18 protein-coding genes are annotated in these 17745 nt (G+C 44.7%); 13 read left to right on the forward strand and 5 right to left on the reverse strand.

Translation table 11 applies throughout. The annotated features are described in order from the left end of the window. The first annotated feature begins 1 nt into the window (after nt 1). A complete protein-coding gene (locus MC24_RS01690; protein ID WP_038051981.1) occupies nt 2–1186 on the forward strand; it encodes a TM0106 family RecB-like putative nuclease in 1185 nt (394 codons plus the stop codon). On the opposite strand, the gene MC24_RS01695 is transcribed toward MC24_RS01690, so the two are convergent. From MC24_RS01695 to MC24_RS01715, 5 genes are read right to left on the reverse strand one after another with little or no spacing between them, the layout of a single operon-like run. Beyond that, nucleotides 1168–2127 carry an ABC transporter permease gene (locus MC24_RS01695; RefSeq protein WP_008194051.1) on the reverse strand — a complete coding sequence of 320 codons (960 nt, stop codon included), beginning with the start codon at nt 2125–2127 and terminating at the stop codon, nt 1168–1170. The genes MC24_RS01690 and MC24_RS01695 overlap by 19 nt on opposite strands. After that, complete coding sequence (locus tag MC24_RS01700) at nt 2124–3158, reverse strand: ABC transporter permease (RefSeq protein ID WP_011943406.1); 1035 nt, start codon at nt 3156–3158, stop codon at nt 2124–2126. The genes MC24_RS01695 and MC24_RS01700 overlap by 4 nt, the downstream gene beginning before the upstream one ends. Beyond that, entirely contained in the window at nt 3155–4678 is a 1524-nt protein-coding gene (locus MC24_RS01705) for an ABC transporter ATP-binding protein (protein ID WP_011943407.1), read from the reverse strand. Before MC24_RS01705 ends, MC24_RS01700 begins: the two co-directional genes overlap by 4 nt. Nucleotides 4679–4713: 35 nt before the next feature. Beyond that, on the reverse strand, nt 4714–5793 hold the full coding sequence (locus tag MC24_RS01710; protein WP_011943408.1) for a BMP family lipoprotein: 1080 nt from the start codon (nt 5791–5793) through the stop codon (nt 4714–4716). Beyond that, nucleotides 5790–7658: a hypothetical protein gene (locus MC24_RS01715; RefSeq protein WP_012310776.1), complete on the reverse strand. Its 1869-nt coding sequence runs from the start codon at nt 7656–7658 to the stop codon at nt 5790–5792. The genes MC24_RS01710 and MC24_RS01715 overlap by 4 nt, the downstream gene beginning before the upstream one ends. A gap of 50 nt (nt 7659–7708) precedes the next feature. Here MC24_RS01715 and ligA point away from each other — a divergent pair, with 50 nt between their 5' ends. The 12 genes from ligA to MC24_RS01775 all read left to right on the forward strand — a co-directional run bounded on the left by ligA (nt 7709) and on the right by MC24_RS01775 (nt 17745). Then, complete coding sequence (ligA, locus tag MC24_RS01720; protein WP_038051983.1) at nt 7709–9775, forward strand: NAD-dependent DNA ligase LigA; 2067 nt, start codon at nt 7709–7711, stop codon at nt 9773–9775. Further along, complete coding sequence (locus MC24_RS01725; RefSeq protein WP_011943411.1) at nt 9766–10530, forward strand: hypothetical protein; 765 nt, start codon at nt 9766–9768, stop codon at nt 10528–10530. Before ligA ends, MC24_RS01725 begins: the two co-directional genes overlap by 10 nt. Next, entirely contained in the window at nt 10527–11834 is a 1308-nt protein-coding gene (obgE, locus tag MC24_RS01730) for a GTPase ObgE (protein WP_038051985.1), read from the forward strand. Before MC24_RS01725 ends, obgE begins: the two co-directional genes overlap by 4 nt. Then, a complete protein-coding gene (gene nadD, locus MC24_RS01735; RefSeq protein WP_038051987.1) occupies nt 11791–12408 on the forward strand; it encodes a nicotinate (nicotinamide) nucleotide adenylyltransferase in 618 nt (205 codons plus the stop codon). Before obgE ends, nadD begins: the two co-directional genes overlap by 44 nt. After that, nucleotides 12398–13318, forward strand: a complete 921-nt coding sequence (gene dusB / locus MC24_RS01740; RefSeq protein ID WP_038051989.1) for a tRNA dihydrouridine synthase DusB — start codon at nt 12398–12400, stop codon at nt 13316–13318. The genes nadD and dusB overlap by 11 nt, the downstream gene beginning before the upstream one ends. A gap of 2 nt (nt 13319–13320) precedes the next feature. After that, on the forward strand, nt 13321–13791 hold the full coding sequence (locus MC24_RS01745; protein WP_008194070.1) for a ferritin-like domain-containing protein: 471 nt from the start codon (nt 13321–13323) through the stop codon (nt 13789–13791). Nucleotide 13792: 1 nt separating this feature from the next. Continuing rightward, complete coding sequence (locus MC24_RS01750) at nt 13793–14992, forward strand: type II secretion system F family protein (protein ID WP_038051991.1); 1200 nt, start codon at nt 13793–13795, stop codon at nt 14990–14992. Then, the gene (locus MC24_RS01755; protein ID WP_011943417.1) at nt 14989–15372 is read left to right on the forward strand and encodes a hypothetical protein; all 384 of its coding nucleotides are present in this window, start codon (nt 14989–14991) and stop codon (nt 15370–15372) included. The genes MC24_RS01750 and MC24_RS01755 overlap by 4 nt, the downstream gene beginning before the upstream one ends. A gap of 1 nt (nt 15373) precedes the next feature. Next, nucleotides 15374–16354, forward strand: coding sequence for a hypothetical protein (locus MC24_RS01760; protein WP_038051993.1), 981 nt, complete (start codon nt 15374–15376; stop codon nt 16352–16354). Nucleotides 16355–16454: 100 nt separating this feature from the next. After that, nucleotides 16455–16874: a hypothetical protein gene (locus tag MC24_RS01765; RefSeq protein ID WP_235280273.1), complete on the forward strand. Its 420-nt coding sequence runs from the start codon at nt 16455–16457 to the stop codon at nt 16872–16874. Next, nucleotides 16871–17287: a hypothetical protein gene (locus tag MC24_RS01770; RefSeq protein ID WP_038051997.1), complete on the forward strand. Its 417-nt coding sequence runs from the start codon at nt 16871–16873 to the stop codon at nt 17285–17287. Before MC24_RS01765 ends, MC24_RS01770 begins: the two co-directional genes overlap by 4 nt. Nucleotides 17288–17316: 29 nt before the next feature. Further along, nucleotides 17317–17745 carry a hypothetical protein gene (locus MC24_RS01775; protein WP_235280275.1) on the forward strand — a complete coding sequence of 143 codons (429 nt, stop codon included), beginning with the start codon at nt 17317–17319 and terminating at the stop codon, nt 17743–17745.

The raw sequence follows: 17745 nt of genomic DNA on the forward strand, positions 1-17745 counted from the left end.
GATGACAATAAGCTACGAAGATATGGAAAATTTCTTGGTGTGTCCAAGGCGATATTACCTTTCAAAAAAAATTTCAAAAGAGGTTTCTCCGAATTTTTCGGAGGAGTTAATGGAGGCTGGATTCCCTCTCGAAAATCCTGTGATCGTGTGTGAGTTTGAGGGTCATGGATTGGTTTCAAATCCCGATCTGGTTGTGAAAGAAAGGGATGGATGGAGAATTATTCTAAGAAAGAACGCAAAAAGGTTTAAAGACAAATACATCCTTGAGAGCGCTTATCATGCCCTGGTTTTCTCAAAAGCTGGTCTGAAGGTTTCTGGAGTGGAGATCGTATCCGACAGCTTCTCAAGAAAGATGGAAAACTGGAAAAATCTGATACCCATCGTCGAAGATGTTTTGAGAGAAATGTTGACATTAGATGATGATCCTCATCCCAGAGTGGGAAAACACTGTAGATACTGTGATTTTCTCGAAGATTGCGAAGGGAAGCTTCTTGAAGAGAAGAGTTTGCTTCTGGTGAACGGGATAGGAGAAGAAACGTACAGGGTTCTCTATGGAATGGGTATAGAAACGCTGGAAGATCTCGCAGGGGCGGACCAGAGAATCCTGGAAAAGGTATTTGGAAAAGAGAAGGGAAAAAGGTTCATCATGGCGGCGAGGGCGTTTCTCGAGAATAGAGTGATAATGATAACTCCTCCGGAAGATCTTCCAGAAGGAACAATAGTTGACATAGAGTATCATCCAGCGGAAGAGAGTGATTTTCTCTATGGGTTTTTAATAGGTGATGAGTACAGATATTTTCTGGAAGAGGATCAAGGAGATCTGATCGCATTTTTGAATTCTCTGGACGATGAGAGTGTTTTCTATCACTATCATGGACCGGAGAAGAGAAAGCTGATTTCATTGATCGGCAGAAACAAAAGGATGAATTTTCTCGATGTGTTCTCGATCCTGAGGAATCATTTCGTTTTTCCTGTTATGTCCTACTCGCTCAAAAGAATCGCTAAGTATCTGGGGTACGATTGGAGAACGTCCCTGAATGGTTATGAAATACTGCGGCTTTATGAGAAATGGAAAAAAACGAGAAACGAGGAGCTTCTAAAGCAGATGCTCCTGTACAACGAGGATGATGTGAGAGCAACGAAGCTGGTCCTGGATTTCATGAGGTCTTACTCTTCTTTTTCGTAGGGAACACCATCGGCTGCTGGTGGTCTAGTTCTTCCTATCAGGCCAGCCACGACAACGAGGGTAACAACGAACGGAAAGAGATTGAACAACGGTTTTGCCGTAGCAGGTACGTTGAGAATGGGACTACTCTGAAGTTGATTGGCCAGAGCTTCTGACATACCAAACATGAGGCAGGCCCACATGGCACCTATGGGATTCCAGTTTCCAAGGATCATGGCCGCAAGGGCAATGAAGCCCCTTCCTCCCGTCATGAGTTCCCTGAAGTTACCGACCTCTCCTATGGAAAGGAACGCTCCTCCCATGGACGCCAGAGCACCGCTCATGAGAACTCCGAAGTACCTTATTTTGAAGACGTCAACACCGAGAGTATCGGCGGCCTCGGGATTTTCACCTACTGCCCTCATTCTGAGACCCAGTGGGGTCTTGTAGATCAAAAACCACGCAAAAAAGACCATTGCGAAGGCTATGAGAACTATTGGACTGATGGTTCCGATGGCTTCTCCGATGAAAGGAATGGAGGAAATTCCAGGTAGTGTGATCTCTTCGATTCGACCCACATAAGGTGTCTGCCCCGGCTGACCGAATATCGGTTCCATGAGAAAACCTGTCAGACCCTGCGCGACCAGTATCAACGCCGTCGCGCTCACTATCTGGTTACCTCTCCATTTGATACTCGCCCAGGCGTGGAACCAGGAAAATCCGATCCCTATGGGGATGGAAAGCAAGAAACCGAGCCACACGTTTCCGGTGTAGTATGTGATCACCACCGAAGAAAACGCTCCAAGGAGCATTATTCCTTCAAGGGCGATGTTCACAACCCCTGTAACTTCACTGAAAACACCTCCAAGGGATGCGAAAAGAAGAGGAGTGGAAGCTGTGAGAGTGAGCTTGTAAAAGAGGGGATTCGAGAAAATGTTCCAGAGCACTTCCAGTATTTTCATCTTTTCACCTTCCTGAACCTGAGAAGGGTTTTAACAATCCTGTCGGCTGCGACGAGGAATATGACGATACCCTGTATGATTGTGACGATGTGTTTTGGTACCCCAACGAACTGCATGTTGCTCGATCCAGTTCGCAGAGCAGCTATGAGAAATGAGGCGAAGATGATGCCTATGGGATGGTTTTGTCCGATCAGCGCGATCGAGATTCCATCGAAGCCCTTTCCGCCGGAGAGTGTTCCTAGGAACCTGTGATGTAACCCCATCACTTCCAGGGCTCCAGCAAGACCCGCCAGCGCTCCGCTTATTGCCATACACATGACGATGTTCTTTGAGATGTTTATTCCTCCATATTCTGCCGCGTACGGATTGAATCCAACTGCTTTCACCTCATAGCCAGTTTTCGTCTTCTCCAGAACGATGTATATAACCACCGCTGAAAGGATTGAAATCAGAATACCGGAGGTCATTTCTAAGGCGCCAACTGTAACAATAGGAGGAAGTTTGGCAGAAGGAGCAATTTCTGGGCTTTTTGGGGTACCCGATCCCACTGCCAGTGGTCCCGTGATGAGGTAGGAGGATATGTAGGTTGCAATCCAGTTCAGCATTATGGTTGACACAACTTCGTGTGCTCCCGTTTTTGCCTTCAGATAACCGGCTATAGAGGCCCAGACGGCACCTCCCAGCATGCCGGCAATCATCGTAAGAGGGATAGCGAGTAATGGCGGTATTCCTCTCATGTGCATTCCAACGACAGTTGCCAGAATCCCTCCCATGATCATCTGTCCTTCCGCTCCTATGTTGAATAGCCCTGCTCTGAAACCAAATCCAACGGCGAGTCCTGTTAGGATGAGCGGCGTGGTTTTTATCACCGTATCGGCCAGAGCCTGGATATTTCCGAAAGCCCCTTCGATCATGGCTTTGTACGCTATCACGGGGTTCTGCCCGATCAGAATGATCACCACGGCTGCTATAAGAAGTGCTATGATGACCGAAAAGAACGGGACAAGAAATGACCACACCCTGTTGTTCATCTTCTGATCTCCTCCAGTCTTTTACCTGCCATCATGAGCCCTACTTCCTCTGGAGTGGTTTTTTCCGGTCTGACTTCTCCCATTATCTGTCCTTCGTACATAACCAGTATTCTGTCGCTGAGCGAGAAGATTTCGTCCAGTTCCATGGATATGAGAAGAATACCAACACCTGCGTCTCTCATCGATACGAGTGTTTTGTGGATGAATTCTATCGCACCCACGTCCAGACCACGTGTCGGTTGAGCCACAACGAGAAGTTCGGGGGAGAAACTCATTTCACGCGCAACGATGATCTTCTGCTGATTCCCACCGGAGAAACTTCCCGCGAGGAGTTCTATATTTCTCGGCCTGATATCGAACTTTTCAAAAAGTTGTTTTGAAAATCTTTTTATTTCCTTCATGTTGAGAAAACCGCTCTTCACGAAAGGCTCTATCATGTGCCTTCCCAAAATGGTGTTGAAATATGCCGGAAAATCCACTATCAAACCTCTTTTGAGTCGATCTTCTGGAACGTGGAACATTCCGAGATCTCGCAATCTTTTTGGGTCGTATCCCGTTATATCTTCACCTCTGAAGAGGACTCTTCCGCGTTCCGCTCTGCGAAGTCCTGTGATCGCTTCTACCAGTTCGGACTGACCGTTTCCAGCAACACCGGCTATCCCTACTATCTCTCCCCTCTTTACCTCGAAAGAAACTCCCTTTACAACGTCCAGTTTCCTGTTGTCCTTGACCCAGAGATCTTCTATTTTGAGGAGTGTTTCACCGGCTTCTTTTGGCTTTTTCTCAACCGTGAGAACGACTTCCCTTCCCACCATCAATCTCGCTATTTCCTGTGGTGTGGTTTGTGAAGTAATGAGGTTTCCTGTGACCCTTCCCTGTCTCATAACGGTGATTCTATCGGAGATCTCCATCACTTCGTTCAATTTATGCGAAATGAATATGATCGTCTTCCCGCTCTTTTTCAATCGTCTCAAGACTTCGAAGAGTTCCTCTGTTTCCTGTGGAGTGAGGACGGCAGTAGGTTCATCTAATATGAGAATCTCTGCTCCTCTGTAGAGTGTCTTGATGATCTCTACTCTCTGCTGCAACCCCACGGGCATGTCCTCTATTTTCATATCGACGTCTATTGTTAATCCGTACTCTTCCGAGAGTTTTTTAACTTCTTTTCTCGCCTTTTTCCTATCCAGAAGAATTCCTTTCCTTGGTTCCATCCCGATGATCACGTTCTCGTAAGCCGTCAGGTTGTCAACGAGCATGAAATGCTGGTGAACCATACCTATACCATTTTTTATCGCGTCAGCGGGACCGGAAAATTCTACTCTTTTTCCGTTTATGTAGATTTCCCCCTCATCGGGCTTTAAGAGGCCGTAGAGTTGTTTCATGAGAGTGGTTTTTCCAGCGCCGTTTTCACCAACGATAGCGTGGATTTCACCCTTTTCGACGAAGAGATCCACGTGATCATTTGCCAGAACTCCTGGAAACCTTTTAACGATTCCCTTCATCACAACTGCGTACTCCACCGGATCACCCCTGAAAAGAGGGGGAGGACTCCCCCTCAGAATGGGAATTCGATTTGTGGCACTTCAAAAGCATCGAGTTCTTCCTGAGTCTCTGGGACTTTCAGAGTGCCTTCTTTCATCAATTTTTCAAGGTAAAGGAGTTCGGCTATGACTCTGTTGGGAACGAGTCCTTTCGTGTACTTCATAGGACTTATTCCAACTGCATCTTCGGAGATTCCAAGAACCCTGTGTCCACCTTCGAACGTTCCCTCGTAAGCCCAGACAACTCCGTAATAAGACGCAACGTCCACTCTCTTCATGGCACTCGTCAGAACTGCACCGGGAGCCATGTAATCCTGATCCATGTCCACTCCTATGGCGAAGAATCCTTTTCCGTTCGTCGTGTAGTAATCTATAAGGTCAACGAGTTTGTCAGAACCGGCCAGTGCTGAGAATTTCTCCCTGGCAGCTTCTATAACGCCGTTTCCACAGGCGCCGGAGGCGTGGAACACAATATCGGCTCCTTCCGCAAACTGGGACATGGCGAGGTCCTTACCCTTCTTCGGATCTTCGAAGTCCTGTGTGTAGCCTCTCAAGATCTTCACGTTCTTTTTGTGGAGAACCGAGTAAGTCTTTATACCGGCCTCGTAACCGTATCTGAACCTTTCCACAGGAGGTATCGGAATTCCTCCGACGAATCCAACCGTTCCGGTCTTCGTCATGGCGGCCGCCACGTAACCTACCAGGAAGGCGGCTTCCTGTTCTTTGAAGGTGAATGTGAGTACGTTCGGGAGAATCTGGCCCTCGGGAGGCGTGATGTCTATTCCCACAAAGTACGTGTCCGGATATTGCTTTGCCACTTTAAAGAGGGCATCCGTCATCATGAAACCAACAGCGAACACGAGATCAGCTTCTTCCGCTGCTTTGCTGAGGTTCGGTATGTAGTCGGACTGCTCGTAAGATTGTATCACTTTCGCTTCTATTCCGAGTTCTTCTGCAGCTTGCTTTACTCCTGCCCACGTTCCATCGTTGAAGGATTTGTCACCGAGTCCCCCGACGTCCGTCACCATGATGACTTTGAAACCAAACAGAGCAACCGCGAAAATCATCAAAGAAATCACGAGAAACTTTTTCATGCTTTCACCCTCCTTTTCATGAAGTTTTTATAGAGAAGAAACAGAGAAACGAATATCAAAAACACTTCGATGTGGAAGGTGTGAGTGGACGAAGTTTCGATGATCAGAGGGAAAATTCCGCTTTCAACGAAAACTTCGAGGTGTTTCCATTTGATCATCGAAAGGATGGAGGTGAACAGAGTCGCTGCTGCGGGAAAGATCAGATATCTTCCTCCAAGAACAGCGGAGAAGAAAAGCAAAAAGAAAGTGAAGATGCCGATCAATCCATTCACGGTGCGATAAGGTTTCAGCGAGAGATACCTTTTCTCCGTTGAATAGGAGAAAGAAACACCTTCAATGAGTGGGTACCTTTCAATGGTGTTTGTCAGTTCTCTTTCGAAATCCTGTGAGAATTTTTCGGAAGTGTACGAGGTGATCCTTTCTACAAATTGGTCCAGTGATTTGATTTCTCTTTTGTACTTTCTATACCTGGATTTTTCCTGTGAGAGGTAATCACTCAGATCGCCTTCGATTTTACCGGTTAAATTCAATCTGTCTTCGAACCCGGCTGTGGTGAAGAATTTTGAGCGATCATTCAGCTGAAGGAAAATGCCGTTTTTAGTGGATTCTATCGATTTTAGAGCTTCGATTTTTAGCAGTTCTTCCGGTAAAGATCCAAGGGTTTCCACTATTTGCTTTGTGTGTTCTTTACTTGAAAGGGCTATCGTGTTTATTCTGTTTATGATCGTTTTTACGTGTGAGTCAGGATCTTCAAATATCTCAACTTTCAGCTGATTGTAATACGGTGAGTTCTCAAAAGCACTATCCATACCCATTTCTCTGACTGAGATGTACGACGGGATGAAAAGGAGGAAGACAAATATCAGTGATAGCAGTGGATAGAGATACCTTTTCCTGACAAGAAAGATAAAATTGAAAAAGATGAACGTGAAAACGACAAAAGTTGAAAAGATCATGTTTTCAACGGTGTTGAGATACAGCGATTTTGTCACCCAGATGAACAGAATCTCTGCGGCGATGATGAACTGCAGTATCGTTCGATACTTTCTCAGGAAAATCACCAGAAGAACACCGTAGACGACAAACCGGATCCACCAGAAGTTGGATATCGATAGTGATGTGTTTTCAAAGATACCCGCTACTTCGTTCTGGAGTGCGGAGATATTACTTTCGAATTCTTTCCACAGAAGACTCGCCTGCCTGTTTATGTTTCGAGTGTACTCGGCTTGGTTTTTCGAAGAGGCGATTTCCTCGATCGCTTCTTTTAATTTTGTTTCCAGATCTTCAGGGAGGAGTTTCAAAATATCTGGATGAACATCATGATTCACATTGAAAGAGAACCCTAATTTTCTGATGCCAAGGTTGAATTCAACAGGTGGGGGAGTGTTTGTTCCTCCTGTGTAGTAGGCTAAGATCCATCTAATCAAGTTCAACGCGTTGGAGCGAACGAACATTCTGTATTCGGCAAAGAAGGAATTGAAGGCAGGAGAATTTTTCAGGACACTCTCTGAAGGCTTTGAGCCGGACATCGTGGACTGAAAGTAAGAGAGGAAAAGAACGTTGGAGAGTTTTCTTTCCCAGTTGGTTTCTTTCCAGCTTTGATAGAGCACGAAAAGGTAGTCACCCGGTGTTTTTGCAAATTCAGTTTTTTCCACACTTCCTGCAAGAAATCTTCGAAAGATTCTGTACTTTTGAAGTTGAGGGATGTTTTCTTTTACATAACTCACGAATGGATCCTGCGGGGATCCACTTTCGTAATCTTCCACCAGCTTTTGAAACTGTGCGGTGACATTTTCTAAATCGATGGCAAGGGAAAGAACGGGTACAACCAGAAATAACAAGAACAGAAAAATCCATTTTTTCATCGTCTCAACTCCCCATTCGGGATTATACTATAGACAAGGGGTGATCAAGAATGAGTGAGAGAAAGATCCCAAAGGAAGTAATTGAAGAAGTGGAAAGGCTCAGAGAGGAGATCGAGTATCACAACTACAGATACTACGTTTTGAACGATCCAGTTATTACGGACGAGGAATATGACAAACTCATGAGAAGGCTCATTGAACTGGAAAGGATGTATCCAGAACTGGTTACACCGGATTCGCCAACTCAGAGGGTAGGGGGAAAGGTACTCGAAGGTTTTAAAACGGTAAAGCATTCCGTTCCTATGTTGAGTCTGGATAACACGTACAACGAAGAAGAGATTCTCGAATTCGATCGGCGTGTTAAAAAAACTCTTCAGGAGGCAGAAGTCGAGTACGTTGCCGAGCTGAAGATAGACGGCGTTTCCATAGCTCTCAGATATGAGAACGGAAAGTTCGTCTTGGGAGCGACACGGGGAGATGGGATGGAGGGGGAAGATGTTTCTGAGAACGTAAAGACCGTGCGCAGTATTCCACTTCGCCTGAGAAAACCAGTCACCATAGAAGTGAGAGGAGAAATATACATGCCTGTGGATGAATTCAAAAGGTTGAACGACGAAAGAGAAGAAGAAGGACTTCCTCCCTTTGCCAATCCGAGGAATGCCGCTGCAGGAACGCTTCGGCAGTTGAACACGGCACTCGTTGCGGCAAGGCGTCTGGATTCGTTCATCTACTATGTGGTTCATCCCGAAAACTACGGTTTGAAGACACAATGGGAAGCTCTCCAGTTTCTGAAAGAACTCGGTTTCAAGGTGAATCCACACTCTAAACTGTGTAAAAACATTCAGGAAGTGATCGATTACTGGAGGGAGTGGGAAGAAAGAAAGAAGGAGCTGGATTATTGGGTTGATGGCGTTGTGGTGAAGGTGAACAGATTCGATTTCCAGAGAATTCTCGGCGAAACATCGAAAGCACCGCGATGGGCTATCGCATTCAAATTTCCCGCTGAGCAGGCAAGAACCAGGGTGCTGGATGTCACCATCCAGGTTGGACGAACAGGTGTTCTCACACCCGTTGCCGAGCTCGAACCCGTTCAGCTCGCTGGAACGATTGTGAAGAGAGCTTCGCTGCACAATTTCGAGTACATAAGAGAAAAAGATATCAGGATAGGAGACTATGTCTTTGTGGAAAAAGCCGGTGGAATCATTCCTCAAATAGTCAAATCGATACCGGAATTGAGAACCGGAAGCGAAAAGGAAATAAAACCACCCGATAAGTGTCCTGTCTGCGGCGGGAAAGTAGGAAAGTTGGATCCCGAAGAGGTTGCTCTCAGGTGTCTAAACCCGCATTGTCCTGCCAAACTGAAGAGGGCTTTGAGGACTCTGGTTTCCAGAGAGGCTCTCGATATTGAAGGACTCGGGGAGAAGTTGATAGACAGATTGGTCGATGCTGGCCTTGTAAAGGATATAGCGGATATCTTCTACCTTACTCCTTTCGATCTTGCCCAACTTGGACCGGGAATCGGTCAGCGAACGATAGCGAAGATTCTCCAAGAGATAGAGGAGGCGAAGAAAAGGCCACTCCACAAACTGATAGCGGGTCTTGGAATTCCCATGGTGGGTCAGAAGACAGCAAAAATCCTCGCAGAACACTTCAAATCCCTGGAAGCAATCGCAGATGCTTCTTATGAAACACTGAAGGACATACCGGGAATCGGTCCAGAAATCGCAAAGAGCATCGTTGAGTACTTCCGAAATCCAAAAACAAGGGAAATCATTGAAAAACTCAAAAAAGCTGGAGTGAAACTCGAAGAGAGAGTTATGAAACTCGATATTCTGAAGGGATTGACTTTCGCCGTGACAGGTACCTTGAAGAACTTTACGAGAGAAGAAATAGTAGAGTTTTTCGAGAAGCTGGGAGCGAAAGTCGTCAACTCTGTGAGCAGGAACACGGACTATCTCATAGTGGGTGAAAATCCCGGTTCCAAGTACGAAAAAGCGAAGATGTTGAAAGTAAAAACGATGAGTGAGGAAGAATTCCTCGAGTTTGTCAGAAAAAGAGCAGAATTGAAAGGGTACAACTTCGATGAGATAATGAGGAGTTGGAAGGAATGGAGTTGATATTCGAAGGAAAACCACTGAAGAGCTTTTGTTTTTCGATGGTTTTCAACATTGGCTGGAGACACGAACCACCTGAATTACGAGGTTCTCTGTTGAGAACCTTCGATGACCTTGTGGGAATTCTGAAGAAAGAACTTCCCGAATACTTCGATGTTTCAAAGCACATTGATGCAGAATTCTCTAAACTCAAGATCTGGGGAACCTCTGACAAAGCGGAAATCCTTCTGGAGGCAGTTCATAAAGTGCTGGCGCTTCCCCCACAGATCTTCCTGGAAATTGGTGGTGGATTGATCTTTTCGGTGGCAGCCGGTGCTATGAAATCGGAAGTGTTGAATGAACTGGAAAGAATGAAATTTCCCAAGCCTTCAAAAGCTCCAAAGGTTCATATCAAACCGAGAAATTTCTTCAAGACGTTTAACCTGAGCAGGTTGGAAACGATTTTCCTTTATAGTTTCCTAAAAGAAACAGCGGGAGAGGTCTTCCTGGAGCTTTCGCCGATCGGGGATAGGATACACTATGGAAAGAATTTCCGTCTTCCTCCATTCCATGAAATCTCTAAATACAAGGACAGATTCAAGGCTTCACTGGCTAAACAACTGGAGACAACAGAAGGAACGGTTGATCTCCTTATAAATCTGAACATTTTCAAAAAGGAAAAGGTCTCGATAAGAGATGCATTGGAGGAACTGGAAAATCTGGATCTTTTGAAAAAGATAGACGCGATTGAAAAGATGTTCAGGAGGGTCTCGAGTTGAACATAGAGAGAGCGGATTTTGTTGACAGAGTGAAAATCTTCGTGAAAGCCGGTGACGGAGGAAACGGTTGTGTGAGCTTCAGAAGAGAGAAATACGTTCCAAAGGGCGGTCCTGATGGTGGAGACGGCGGCGATGGAGGGTTCGTCTTCCTCAGGGCCAATCCTTCTGTTTCCACACTGATAGAATTTGTGAACAAAAGAAAATTCGTGGCGGAAAACGGAAAACACGGCATGGGAAAGAAAATGAAAGGAAGAAACGGTAAGGATCTTTTCATAGACGTGCCGGTAGGAACTGTGGTCAAAGACGCCGTTACCGGAGAGATCATCGCTGATCTGAACGAACCGGGAAAAATCGTGTGTGTGGCGCGCGGTGGAAAGGGCGGAAGAGGGAACGCCCATTTTGCAACATCCACAAAGCAGGCTCCTTTGATAGCAGAACGCGGCGAGAAAGGTGAGTCCAGATGGCTCGAACTTGAACTGAAGATACTGGCAGATGTTGGACTCGTTGGATACCCGAACGTGGGAAAGTCTTCCCTCATATCGCGCATCAGCAACGCAAGACCCAAAATAGCGAATTATCCGTTCACAACACTCATACCTAATCTGGGAGTGGTGAAATACGATGACTTCAGCTTTGTGGTAGCGGACATTCCCGGTCTCATCGAAGGTGCAAGTGAGGGTGTAGGTCTCGGAAACGTATTTTTGAGGCACGTTGAAAGGTGCTACTTGATAGCCCATGTGATCGATGTGAGTGGCTATGAGAGGGAAGATCCGGTGAGAGATTACTTCGTCATAAGAGAAGAAATGAAGAAGTACTCCCCGTTCCTTTTGGAGAAGCCCGAAATAGTGGTTGCAAACAAGATAGACCTTCTCGGCAAAGAAGAACGGGAGAAAATTCTGAAGAGACTGAGAGATGCTACCAACCGAGAGGTGATCCCCGTCTCTGCCTTGACAGGTGAGGGAATAGATCTGCTTGTTTCGAAGCTGGCCTCCATCGTCAGGGAAATGAAGGTAGAGAAACCAGAAAGAAAAGAAGAAAGATTCGTGAAGCCTTCACCTGTCTGGAGGAGGCTTCCTGAGAAGTTCCATTTAGAAGTTGTCAAAGAAGATGAGGGATACTGGGTGGTTGAAGGAGAGAACCTTAGAGTCTGGATAGAGAGATTCGACCTGAATCAGAGGGATGCGAGATTGATGCTTTTACAGGTTCTGGAGAAAAACGGTTTGAACAATAAATTGAAAGAAGCCGGGGTGAAGGAAGGGGATGTTGTCAGGATCGGAGATTTCGAGTTTGAATACAGGGAATAGAATAGGCATATTTGGAGGTTCGTTCGATCCCGTTCATACCGGTCATGTACTTGTGAGTGTCTACACGCTTGAAATTCTCGATCTGGATCGGTTGATCGTTGTACCCGTTTTCAATCCGCCGCACAAGAAAACAGTCGCCCCCTTTGAAAAGAGATTCGAGTGGTTGAAAAAAGTTTTCGAAGGAATGGAAAAGGTGGAAGTGAGTGATTATGAGAAAGGGAGAGGAGGCGTTTCTTACTCTATCTTCACAATAGAGTATTTTTCAGAGATCTACAAGACAAAACCGTTCTTTATCGTTGGCGAAGATGCGCTTTCTTACTTTGAGAAATGGTACAGATACCGCGATATCCTGGAAAAATCCACCCTGGTTGTTTATCCGAGGTACTGCGGGAAACCTTATCATGAGCACGCCAGGAGAGTATTAGGAGATCTGAGCGAGATTGTGTTTCTGGATATGCCTATCGTTCAAATTTCTTCTACGGAGATTCGTGAAAGGGCCAGAATTGGGAAGACTTTGAAAGGGTTCGTACCAGAGGAGATCAGGGAGGAAGTGGAGGTTTTCTATGGAGGTTAAAGTCGGTCTTGCGCCGATGGCAGGATACACTGATTCGGCATTCCGCACTCTGGCTTTCGAATGGGGTGCGGATTTTGCGTTCTCTGAAATGGTGAGTGCAAAGGGTTTTCTCATGAATTCTCAGAAGACAGAAGAACTCTTACCACAACCACATGAAAGAAACGTGGCGGTCCAGATCTTTGGAAGCGAACCGAGCGAACTTTCTGAGGCAGCGAGGATTCTCTCTGAAAAGTACAAGTGGATAGATTTGAACGCTGGTTGTCCTGTGAGAAAAGTTGTAAAAAAAGGAGCAGGCGGAGCTTTGTTGAAAGATTTGAGACATTTTCGATACATTGTGAGGGAGCTCAGAAAGAGTGTTTCTGGCAAATTTTCTGTGAAAACTCGCCTTGGATGGGAGAAAAATGAAGTCGAGGAGATATATCGAATACTCGTTGAGGAAGGGGTGGATGAGGTATTCATTCACACGAGAACGGTGGTTCAGAGTTTCACTGGGAGGGCTGAATGGAAGGCGTTGAGTGTTCTGGAAAAGAGAGTTCCTACCTTTGTGAGTGGTGATATCTTCACTCCAGAAGACGCCAAGAGGGCTCTGGAAGAAAGCGGATGTGATGGTCTTCTGGTAGCGAGAGGTGCTATAGGAAGACCTTGGATTTTCAAACAGATAAAGGATTTCCTCCGAAGCGGAAAGTACTCTGAACCGTCCCGGGAAGAGATTCTTAGAACGTTCGAAAGACATCTCGAGCTGTTGATAAAGACGAAGGGTGAAAGAAAAGCGGTTGTGGAAATGAGAAAGTTTCTGGCAGGTTATACAAAAGATCTGAAAGGCGCAAGGAGATTCAGAGAGAAAATTATGAAAATAGAAGATGTTCAAAATCTAAAAGAAATGTTTTATAATTTCATCAAGGAGGTGTGAGCATGTTTTCTGCAAAGGAATTGCTGAACATAGCGGTCAGAGTAGAGAAAGAGGGAGAAGAGTTTTACAGAAAAATTGCCGAACGTTTCACTCAGCCGGACATAAAGGAATTTTTCTCTTACATGTCCAGACAGGAAGCCGAACATGCCAGAACCTTTGAAAAGATCGGAGAAGAGGTGGGAGCCGAAGAGGAGACTTACCTCGATATGGAAGACACCGAAGAATATCTCAAAAGCTTTGTGGAGGGGAAATTCTTTCCATCTCCTGAAGTTATGGAAAGATATCTGAAAGAAAAGTCTGTCGAGGAAGCAATAGATTTTTCTATATCGGTTGAAAAGGAAACCATCATCTTTTATTACGAAATTTTAGAGCTCTTGAAGAATGAGAAAGCAAGATCTCTTGTTAAAGGTATTATAGAGCAGGAAAAACAGCACGTGGTAAAACTCCTCAGGATAAAGGGGATGATCACCTGATATGCCTTTCTACAAATACGTGGCCGTGGAGGGGAATGGCAAGAAAATAACGGGGGTCATAGAGGCAGAGAACAAATTGAAAGCGATATCGATCCTTTCTGAGAGAGGATTGATGGTTGTTCGTGTGGAGGAGAGAAAAAAAGCGCAGAGAAGTTCAACGTTTTTCCAAATCTCAATCAGCGAAATAGCTACGTTCTGCCGACAGCTTTCCATAATGATTTCAGCCGGTATAAGGATAAAAGAAGCGTTGAACATTCTGGCACGTCAAACGGTTTTTTCAAGACGTTTCAGAAAAGTTATACTGGAAATCGCTCTCAACGTTGAAACGGGGGACTCTTTAGCAGAAGCTTTCAGAAAAACAGGTGTTTTCGACAACGTTTTGATCAGTATGTTAGAAGCGGGAGAAGAAGGTGGAGTCCTTGACAGAACCCTGAAGAGGGCTGCGGACTTTTACGAAAGTATGAAAAGGCTTCAGGATGAGGTAAAATCCGCCATGGCTTATCCTCTCTTTGTTCTCTTCTTTGCAGTGGTAATCGTACTTGTGATCAGTTTTTACATACTCCCCAACCTCGTCAGGGCTTTTGGAACTTCTATTCCACTCTCACCCACGATTCAATCTCTTCTAAAAGCCAACGAATTTTTGAGTGAAAACTGGCCGTGGTTCTCGGTGCTTGTGGTGGGTATCATAGCCGGTATTTTCGTTTTGATGAAATCAAGATACGGTGTTTACATAAAGGAATATCTATCCTTTATTTTTCCACCTGTCAGGAAGCTCAGACAGAACATGGGGCTCGAACGATTCGCCAGAACACTGGGAATTCTTGTGGGAAGCGGTGTCAGAATAACCGATGCCATAAAGATGGCCGCTCAGGCTTCCAGTTCACCTTCCATTATCAGAAAAACCGAAGAAATGGTTCGGAAGATATCCGAAGGGAAAACCCTTCGAGATACTTTTGCAGAAAGTGGAGTTTTTCCACAGTTGATTTATGAGATGATCGGAACAGGAGAAGAGACTGGAAAAGTCGACGAAGTGATGGAAAGAGTGGCCGACTTCTACGAGGACATAGTGAAAAACAGTGTGAAGCAGCTTGTTTCTCTGGTAGAGCCTCTATTGATAGCAGGTGTTGGTGGATTTGTGGCTTTCCTCGCGTATTCGATATACACCACGGTATTTCAGCTTCAGAGGAGTATAGGTGGATGAACATTATCGAAGTTCTCATAGTCATCGCTATTTCATTGATGATAATGGGATTTTTCATACCGACTCTGATGTTCAAGCTGGGAAAAGATCATCAGGCTGTTGCTTTTAAGATCATGGCGATTAGAATGATTGAAAGAACATCCAGAAACGGACTTTTGATAATAGAAGATAATGGGAAAATAGTAACTTACGATCCTCATAAGAATGAAAAGAAAATCTATGAATTTCCATTCACTTTTCTCTCCAAAACGGCTGTAGATGGAGAAGACATCACTTTCAAAAATGGGTTTGTCTCCACAGCAGGTACTGTCTATGGAGATGGGTGGTGGATCACCGTGGAACCAGTCACTGGCAGAATGAGATTGTACGGGGGGAGATAGCTTGCAGCTTTTCTACAATGATATCCTTTCCCTGAATTGGTGTTCACATTGTGTGGAGATATCCCGTGCGAGAATGAGAGGGTCCAAATTGAAGCTGTTAGATCACAAATTATCTCTTCTGGAAATAACAGATGAGGAGAAATCAGATGAAATTATACTGAATCTTTCAAGAAACGTGAAAAAAGATCTTGAAGATATAGTCGTTGCGAACGTGTCCATGGAGAACGTGCTGGTGATGAATATAAAAGTTCCTCCTACGTTGAACAGGCAAAATGCTGTAGAGTATGCCACGATGGAAATATCAAGAAATCTTGGTATACTCCCTGAACAGCTTGTTGTTGCTCCTCTGGATATTCACGGTGGTGAGGGATTGTTTTTTGTTTCAAAGGTTGATCAGGTGAAAAGTTTTGTGGAGGATCTCATGAAAAAAGAATTTCCGGAAACGGATGTGGTTATTCCCGATATCGTTAAATATCTTGAAGTGTTCGAATTCTATTTTGGGAAGCGTTTGAAAGGAACCAGTGTTCTTACGGTGATTTCTTTCTTGAGTGACTATTATTCCATAGTTGTTCTCGAGAACAACCACTATCGTTCTCTCAGGTTGCTTTTTTCGATGTTCTGGGACTATATGGACATTGTGGTGGAGAACACGGGAGTTCAGCCCAAGGAATTGATGGAAGGAACAGTGAATGTAGATCTTGACTTTTTACAACCATATTTTGGTGATTTCCTGATTGAACTCGACAGAGAAGTCAAAGTGTCTTTGGATGAAGTTAATCTGAGCAGGGTCGATCAGTTCTTCTACATCGTTGATCCCCCAATCCTTTCACCAGTTCTTTCTCAGACGCTGGAAAAGTTCGAAGGAGTAGCATTGAAGCAAGGAATCGTTCCTTCTTTTAAACCTGGTGTATCCTTAGGAACCCTTGGTTTGATGATAAGGGGAGGTAGGGAAATTGGAAAGGTTAAACATCTATCCGTTTAAGAAACGAAAGGTAAAGTTATCTACTTTTCTGGTACTGTTGGTCGTCATGTTGCTTCCTCCTGTTTCCTTTAATATCTACTTTAGTTATGCGAAAGAGCAAATGATAGAAAGACTGCAAAGTGATTACTCCGAGGTTTTGAGAGCGTATTCTGTGAAGCTTTCGAAAGATTCTTCCAAAAATCTGGAGGAAATCTCCCGTGTGGAAAGCGTTTTTATGAACCAAATAAAATCATTGGAAGTGAGAGTCAATCAACTGAATGCTTTCCTTGACAAAAGGAAGAAATGGGAAGATTTTTTGAAGGTTTTGCTGAACATTTTTGAAGATCAAAATCGAACTCTGTGCTATCTTGATTTCTCTCAAGAAAAAGCCATTGTTGAGTTTTACGAAGTTTCCAAAAACGTTGTAAGTAGTACTTTTCAAAACTCGAATGTGAGTACAAGTCTCCTGTTTGAAGAAAAACTACCGGAAGGTTTTTATCTGAGAAAGTACAGGCTTGAGTACAAGGCGGTGGGAAAGTGAGGGGAATAAACAGAAAGTTCGCTATCTGGTTCGCTGTTTTGACTCTCCTCGTGCTGGTCTTTGGACTTGTGGTGCCAGATTTTGTGATCTTCATGGCCAACACAAAAGAACTGGAACGGAGACTTCAAAACCTGGCACCTGCTTTCAAGGTTTTCACCTTGAAGCAAAGGGAATACGAGGAAATAATAAAGACGATCATGAGTACACCTGAGTTTCAATACAATTTCACCGAAAAAGAAATCAGTGTTGAAGAAGTTGAAGTTCTCTTAAAAGAACTCGCTGAGACACGAAGGGTGACAGTGAAGACCTTGACCATTGATGCGAAAAGAGTTATACCGATCAACTTCTTCGGTACCTCAATATCTCAACCCAGTGTGAAGATCTCCCTTGAATTAGAAAGGGTGAAACAATGAACCGAAGAACCGTAGTCCTTCTCGTGATTATGGGGGTTGTGTGGTCATTCGTTCTTTTCTATTTATTCGCTGGCAACGGAGAATCCGGAACTTCTCAGGTGGAAAGAACAACGGATTTTACAGCGCTGGTGAACAAAATACAGATCAACCCCTTGCTCAAGAAAACGGTTCAGGAAAATCCTCCAGAATTCTCGTACAAAGTTTTCAATCCCGTGACGCTCGGTTTTGCGAAAGAGGCAGCTGACACTCTGATTGTGACGCTTCCTTCTCTGAAATATCGATTCCTGGGTTTCATAAGAACGGTTGACGGGTTAAAAATATTCCTCTCCGATGGGGAAAAACTCTTTGAGGTGTCGGGCGAGAGCCCATCTTTTGGAAATTATGTGATCACATATGTTTCGAGCCTCGGTGTTCTGGTTCTCGACGTGGAAAATGGGAGATTCTTTTCAATAAGATGA

It is taken from the genome of Thermotoga sp. Mc24, from assembly GCF_000784835.1.
Lineage (GTDB): Bacteria > Thermotogota > Thermotogae > Thermotogales > Thermotogaceae > Thermotoga.

What these genes read in the sequence shown, in the direction of transcription:
- MC24_RS01690 (WP_038051981.1), top strand. Translation starts at nt 2, where the DNA reads ATGACAATAAGCTACGAAGATATGGAAAATTTCTTGGTGTGTCCAAGG.
- MC24_RS01695 (WP_008194051.1), bottom strand. Translation starts at nt 2,127, where the DNA reads ATGAAAATACTGGAAGTGCTCTGGAACATTTTCTCGAATCCCCTCTTT.
- MC24_RS01700 (WP_011943406.1), bottom strand. Translation starts at nt 3,158, where the DNA reads ATGAACAACAGGGTGTGGTCATTTCTTGTCCCGTTCTTTTCGGTCATC.
- MC24_RS01710 (WP_011943408.1), bottom strand. Translation starts at nt 5,793, where the DNA reads ATGAAAAAGTTTCTCGTGATTTCTTTGATGATTTTCGCGGTTGCTCTG.
- MC24_RS01715 (WP_012310776.1), bottom strand. Translation starts at nt 7,658, where the DNA reads ATGAAAAAATGGATTTTTCTGTTCTTGTTATTTCTGGTTGTACCCGTT.
- ligA (WP_038051983.1), top strand. Translation starts at nt 7,709, where the DNA reads ATGAGTGAGAGAAAGATCCCAAAGGAAGTAATTGAAGAAGTGGAAAGG.
- MC24_RS01725 (WP_011943411.1), top strand. Translation starts at nt 9,766, where the DNA reads ATGGAGTTGATATTCGAAGGAAAACCACTGAAGAGCTTTTGTTTTTCG.
- nadD (WP_038051987.1), top strand. Translation starts at nt 11,791, where the DNA reads ATGTTGTCAGGATCGGAGATTTCGAGTTTGAATACAGGGAATAGAATA.
- dusB (WP_038051989.1), top strand. Translation starts at nt 12,398, where the DNA reads ATGGAGGTTAAAGTCGGTCTTGCGCCGATGGCAGGATACACTGATTCG.
- MC24_RS01745 (WP_008194070.1), top strand. Translation starts at nt 13,321, where the DNA reads ATGTTTTCTGCAAAGGAATTGCTGAACATAGCGGTCAGAGTAGAGAAA.
- MC24_RS01750 (WP_038051991.1), top strand. Translation starts at nt 13,793, where the DNA reads ATGCCTTTCTACAAATACGTGGCCGTGGAGGGGAATGGCAAGAAAATA.
- MC24_RS01755 (WP_011943417.1), top strand. Translation starts at nt 14,989, where the DNA reads ATGAACATTATCGAAGTTCTCATAGTCATCGCTATTTCATTGATGATA.
- MC24_RS01765 (WP_235280273.1), top strand. Translation starts at nt 16,455, where the DNA reads ATGATAGAAAGACTGCAAAGTGATTACTCCGAGGTTTTGAGAGCGTAT.
- MC24_RS01775 (WP_235280275.1), top strand. Translation starts at nt 17,317, where the DNA reads ATGGGGGTTGTGTGGTCATTCGTTCTTTTCTATTTATTCGCTGGCAAC.